Raw genomic sequence first — 4,204 nt, 5'->3', positions numbered from 1 at the left:
TCCTCGGCGGCTACGGCTACACCCGCGACTACCCCGTCGAACGCATGATGCGCGACGCCAAGATCACCCAAATCTACGAAGGCACCAACCAGGTCCAACGCATCGTCATGGCCCGCCAACTCCTCAAGGACTGACGGGCGGGGCGAGGGCCCCGGCGGCGCTCAGGCGGTCAGGCCCTCCAGCACCATCGCACTGAACTGGCGGGCCACCTCGTCGACGCTGAGCGGTCCGCCGACGTTGAGCCACTGGTAGGCCCAGGCGCACATGCCGACCAGCCCGAAGGTGGCGATCCGCGGGTCGACGTCCGCGCGGAACGCCCCCCTGGCGACCCCGTCGGCGATCATCCCGGCGAACGCCGCCTCCACCAGGCCCCGCTTGCGGGTCACCTCGGCGAACAGGTCACCGGAGAGGTAGCGCCGCTCCTGGTAGAAGATCGTCACGTGGGCCCGGTACTCGGCCACGCTGGTCAGGCTGAACCGGATCAGCTCGCGTACCCGCACGGTCGGGTCGTCGCTGTCGGCCTCGATCTTCTGGATCGCGGCGAGCTGCGCCTCCAGGTACTCCTCCTGGATGTGCCGCAGCAGGTCGTCCTTGCTGGCGAAGTGGTGGTAGAAGGCGCCCTTGGTGAGCTGCGCCTGGTCGGCGATCTCCTGCACCGAGGTGCGGTCGAAGCCCCGTTGCTCGATCAGCCCCAACGCACTGGTGATCAGCGAGTTGCGGGTGTTCTCCGGGTCGTACCCGTCGGGCCAGCGTTGCCGGCGTCGGATCGACTCCGGGCGGGACGTCGCACGCGCCATCAATGGCCTCCCTGTCCGCGATACAGCCAGATAATGCTACCGTCCGGTCGGAAGGAAACGAAGGGAGCCACCCCGATCGATCCGCCCGAGAAGTGTCGCGCACCCTCGACCCGAGGGGAAGCCCCTACGCCGGCACCGTGCGTACGCGGGACGGACTCAGCGCGGGGCGTCGCCCGCCCGGCCCCGACCCGGCCCGGCGGTGCGGTGGCCGACGCGGGGCGCACGTACCACCGGGGAGGTCGCCGCACCGGGGCGGAACTGCCGGGCCGCGTCCGCGACCAGCTCCTCCGGGTCGTCGGTGAGCGCCTGCCGCAGGTGCGCCGGGACGAGTTCCGACGTCGCCACCGCCATCCGCACCTGCGCCGACCGGTCCTCCACCAGCGGACGCAGGTCTGCCTCGTCGAGCGCGACGGCGGACACCAGCGCGGCGCGGACGTCCGGCACCGGATCCTGGGCGAGCGCGCGACGGTGCTCGGCGGTGGTCCGCGGATTGCGCGCCAGCCCCTTGCGCACCCGGGCCGTGCGGTCGGCCAGCAGCGTGGTCATCACGTCGGAGTCGTGGGTGTGCGCGGCGAGGCGCTCCCGCACCTCGGGAGAGACGTCGTCGACCAGCCGCGCGGCCAGCTCCGGCTCCAGGTCACGCGACTCGGCGAGCAGGCCCCGCAGTTCCTTGTCGGCGGTCTGCGCCATCGCCCGGCGTACCGACGCGTCGCAGGCCGGGTTGCCGGCGACCGCCCAGCGGACCCACCGGTCGGCGTCCCTGACCAGGCGCAGCAGATTGGCGATCGAGGTGGCGGGGTTACGTGCCACGGCCTCCCGTACCTCGCGGTCACGGTCCCGGGTGAGCGGACGCAACGCCTGCGCGGGCGCGTCGGCCCGGGCGGCGACCGCCCGCCGGACCACCGGCGACGGGTCGGCGGCCAGGTCGATCAGCGTCAGGTGGGTGGTGCCCGGGTCCTGCGCGAGGCGGAGCCGGGCCTCGGCGTCGCCGTCCATCGCCGCGGGCGGGCGGTCACCCGCCCCGTCGTGACGGTCGGACCGGTCGACATCCTGCTGCTTCCCCATGGGCGTCATCATGTCACGGGCCGGACGGGCCGGACGGGCCGCCGGAGGGCCGACCGACGCCGGCGGACCGTGGCGGCGCGGTCATGCCGTGCGGGCCGGCGGCACGCTCATCCGCCGCCGGGGGTGACCAGGCCGGACTCGTAGGCGACGATCACGAGTTGGGCGCGGTCACGGGCATGGAGCTTGACCATCGCCCGGTTGATGTGGGTCTTCGCGGTCGACGGGCTGATCACCAGCCGGTCGGCGATCTGGGTGGTGGACAGGCCCTGCGCGACCAGGGCGACCGTCTCGCGCTCCCGACCGGTCAGCCCCGCCAGTGCGACGCCGGCGGCGACCCGGGGGCGCGCGGAGACGTACCTGTCGATGAGCCGGCGGGTGATCGACGGCGCGAGCAGGGCGTCACCACGGGCGGCTACCCGGACGGCGTGCAGGAGGTCCTCCGGCACGATGTCCTTGACCAGGAACCCGGCCGCCCCGGCACGCAGCGCGTCGACGACGTACTCGTCCAGGCCGTAGTTGGTCAGGATGACGACGCGTACCCCGGCCAGGGTCGGGTCCGCGGCGATGCGCCGGGTGGTCTCGATGCCGTCCATGACCGGCATCTGGATGTCGAGCAGCGCGATGTCCGGCCGGTGCCGCCGGGCCAGTGTCAGCGCCGCGACGCCGTCGGCGGCCTCCCCCACCACCTCGATGTCGTCCTCGATGTCGAGCAACGCGCGGAAGCCGCTGCGCAGGAGCGGCTGGTCGTCGACGAGCAGCACCCGGATCACGGGGTGCCGTCCGTGGGGAGTTCGACGTGGACGGTGAAACCGCCGCCGCGGCGCGGGCCGGCGCGCAGCCGACCACCGAGGGCGGCCACCCGTTCGCGCATGCCGAGCAGCCCGACGCCGGGGGTGGGCGTGCCGGACGGGAGGGCGGTGCCGTCGTCGTCGACCCGGATGGCGAGCGCGTCGCGCCGGTAGTCGATCCGGATCGACGCGGTGGTGGCGGCGGCATGCCGGGTGACGTTGGTGAGCGACTCCTGGACGATCCGGTACGCCGTCGCACCGACCGCCGCCGGAACGTCGTGCCGGTCACCCCCGATGGTCAGGGTCGTGTCCAGCCCTGCCGCACGGGCCCGACGCACCAGCTCCGGGACGTGGTCGAGGCCGGGCGGGGTGCCCTCCCCGTCGTCCCGTAGCGCCTCCAGGGTCGCCCGCAGCTCCCGGGTCGCCTCCCGGCCGGCCGCCCGGATCGCCAGCAGCGCCTCCGGCACGTCCTCACCGCGCCGGTGGGCCAGATGCACGGCCACCTCGGCCTGCACGGTGATGACCGAGATCTGGTGGGTGAGCGAGTCGTGCAGCTCACGGGCGATGTGCAGCCGTTCCTCGTCGGCGCGCCGCCGCGCGGTCTCCTCCCGGCTCCGCTCGGCCTCGTCCGCCCGCCGCTCGGCCTGCCGCAGCGCCTCTCCCGCCGCGCCGGCGGCGACCAGCCAGGCCAGTTCGAGCACACCCCGGGCCCGGGTGAGCGCAGCGCCCAGGGCCAGTTCCTGCGGCGGGCCGAGAGCAACCAGCGGCAGTGCCACCAGCACCGTCACCACCGCCACCACGGTGGCCGTGCGGTGTCCCGCCCGGACGGCGGCGTACACCGCGAACAGGAAGGCGACGGCGGGCACGTCGAGGCCGACCGCCTGGCAGCCCACCGCGCACCCGCCCGTGCCGACCAGCACGGCGACCGGGGCATGCCGGCGGGCGGCGAGCGCCAGACCGCCGGCCGCCAGCAGGGCGTAGCCGACCGGACCGGGCCCCGGCTTCCCGGCCACCCCGGCGACCAGCAGCACCACCGCCACCCCGCCGGCGATCGCCCAGTCGCGGACACCGCAGCGTGCTGTGCTCATGGGCGCACCCTAACCGGCTGCCACCGGGGGCGACTCCTACCGACGGACGACCGGCGGATACCACGGACGCGGTAGGCGTACCGCGTCGGCGGCGGCCGGGTACGCCACGGCGGCAGTGCGCACTGTCCACGTTCGCCGGACGACGGTCGCCGCGCCCGCCGCCATGATCGGGGAGACCGGCGCGTGGGGGCACGCGTCGCGGACAGGAGGAGCATCATGCGTCCAGCAGGCAATTCCCGGTCGTCCCGACTGGTGTCGACGGTGGTCGCCGCCGTCGTTCTCGGCGCGACGGGGTTCGCCGCCCCGGCCTCGGCGCACCTGTCGGCGCAACGGGACGCGGTCGGTGTCACCACCATGAGCGTCGGGCGGCTCGGGGCGACGGTCGCCGTGCTGCTGGGGCTGGCCGGGTCGGTCGTCGCAGGGTTGGCGCTGCGCCGGACGCCCGACGCCGGGCGGCGCGGCGGCG

5 protein-coding genes and 1 pseudogene are annotated in these 4,204 nt (G+C 74.6%); 2 read left to right on the top strand and 4 right to left on the bottom strand.

The annotated features are described in order from the left end of the window. Positions 1 to 134: acyl-CoA dehydrogenase family protein (locus ACOJTC_RS02710; protein ID WP_420115603.1), on the top strand; the 134-nt coding region annotated here is incomplete at its 5' end. 27 nt (positions 135 to 161) lie between these two features. Here the strand turns inward: ACOJTC_RS02710 and ACOJTC_RS02705 are convergent. The 4 genes from ACOJTC_RS02705 to ACOJTC_RS02690 form a co-directional block, all read right to left on the bottom strand. After that, positions 162 to 797, bottom strand: coding sequence for a TetR/AcrR family transcriptional regulator (locus ACOJTC_RS02705; protein ID WP_420115602.1), 636 nt, complete (start codon positions 795 to 797; stop codon positions 162 to 164). Positions 798 to 953: 156 nt separating this feature from the next. Further along, the gene (locus tag ACOJTC_RS02700) at positions 954 to 1,862 is read right to left on the bottom strand and encodes a hypothetical protein (protein ID WP_204926565.1); all 909 of its coding nucleotides are present in this window, start codon (positions 1,860 to 1,862) and stop codon (positions 954 to 956) included. A 107-nt stretch (positions 1,863 to 1,969) separates the two neighbouring features. Further along, positions 1,970 to 2,632 (bottom strand): response regulator transcription factor, encoded by a 663-nt coding sequence (locus ACOJTC_RS02695; protein WP_357935222.1) that lies wholly within the window; start codon positions 2,630 to 2,632, stop codon positions 1,970 to 1,972. Then, the gene (locus ACOJTC_RS02690; protein WP_420115601.1) at positions 2,629 to 3,738 is read right to left on the bottom strand and encodes a sensor histidine kinase; all 1,110 of its coding nucleotides are present in this window, start codon (positions 3,736 to 3,738) and stop codon (positions 2,629 to 2,631) included. The genes ACOJTC_RS02695 and ACOJTC_RS02690 overlap by 4 nt, the downstream gene beginning before the upstream one ends. 216 nt (positions 3,739 to 3,954) lie before the next feature. Between ACOJTC_RS02690 and ACOJTC_RS02685 the strand changes: the two are divergent. Next, positions 3,955 to 4,204, top strand: a pseudogene (locus tag ACOJTC_RS02685) (hypothetical protein); the annotation flags it as partial.

This window comes from Micromonospora sp. (genome assembly GCF_048594385.1).
Lineage (GTDB): Bacteria > Actinomycetota > Actinomycetes > Mycobacteriales > Micromonosporaceae > Micromonospora > Micromonospora wenchangensis.
This window is presented reverse-complemented; position numbering and strand designations above follow the sequence as displayed.

Excerpts from the sequence above, each read along its gene's own strand:
- ACOJTC_RS02705 (WP_420115602.1), bottom strand. The coding sequence starts at position 797 with ATGGCGCGTGCGACGTCCCGCCCGGAGTCGATCCGACGCCGGCAACGC.
- ACOJTC_RS02700 (WP_204926565.1), bottom strand. The coding sequence starts at position 1,862 with ATGGGGAAGCAGCAGGATGTCGACCGGTCCGACCGTCACGACGGGGCG.
- ACOJTC_RS02690 (WP_420115601.1), bottom strand. The coding sequence starts at position 3,738 with ATGAGCACAGCACGCTGCGGTGTCCGCGACTGGGCGATCGCCGGCGGG.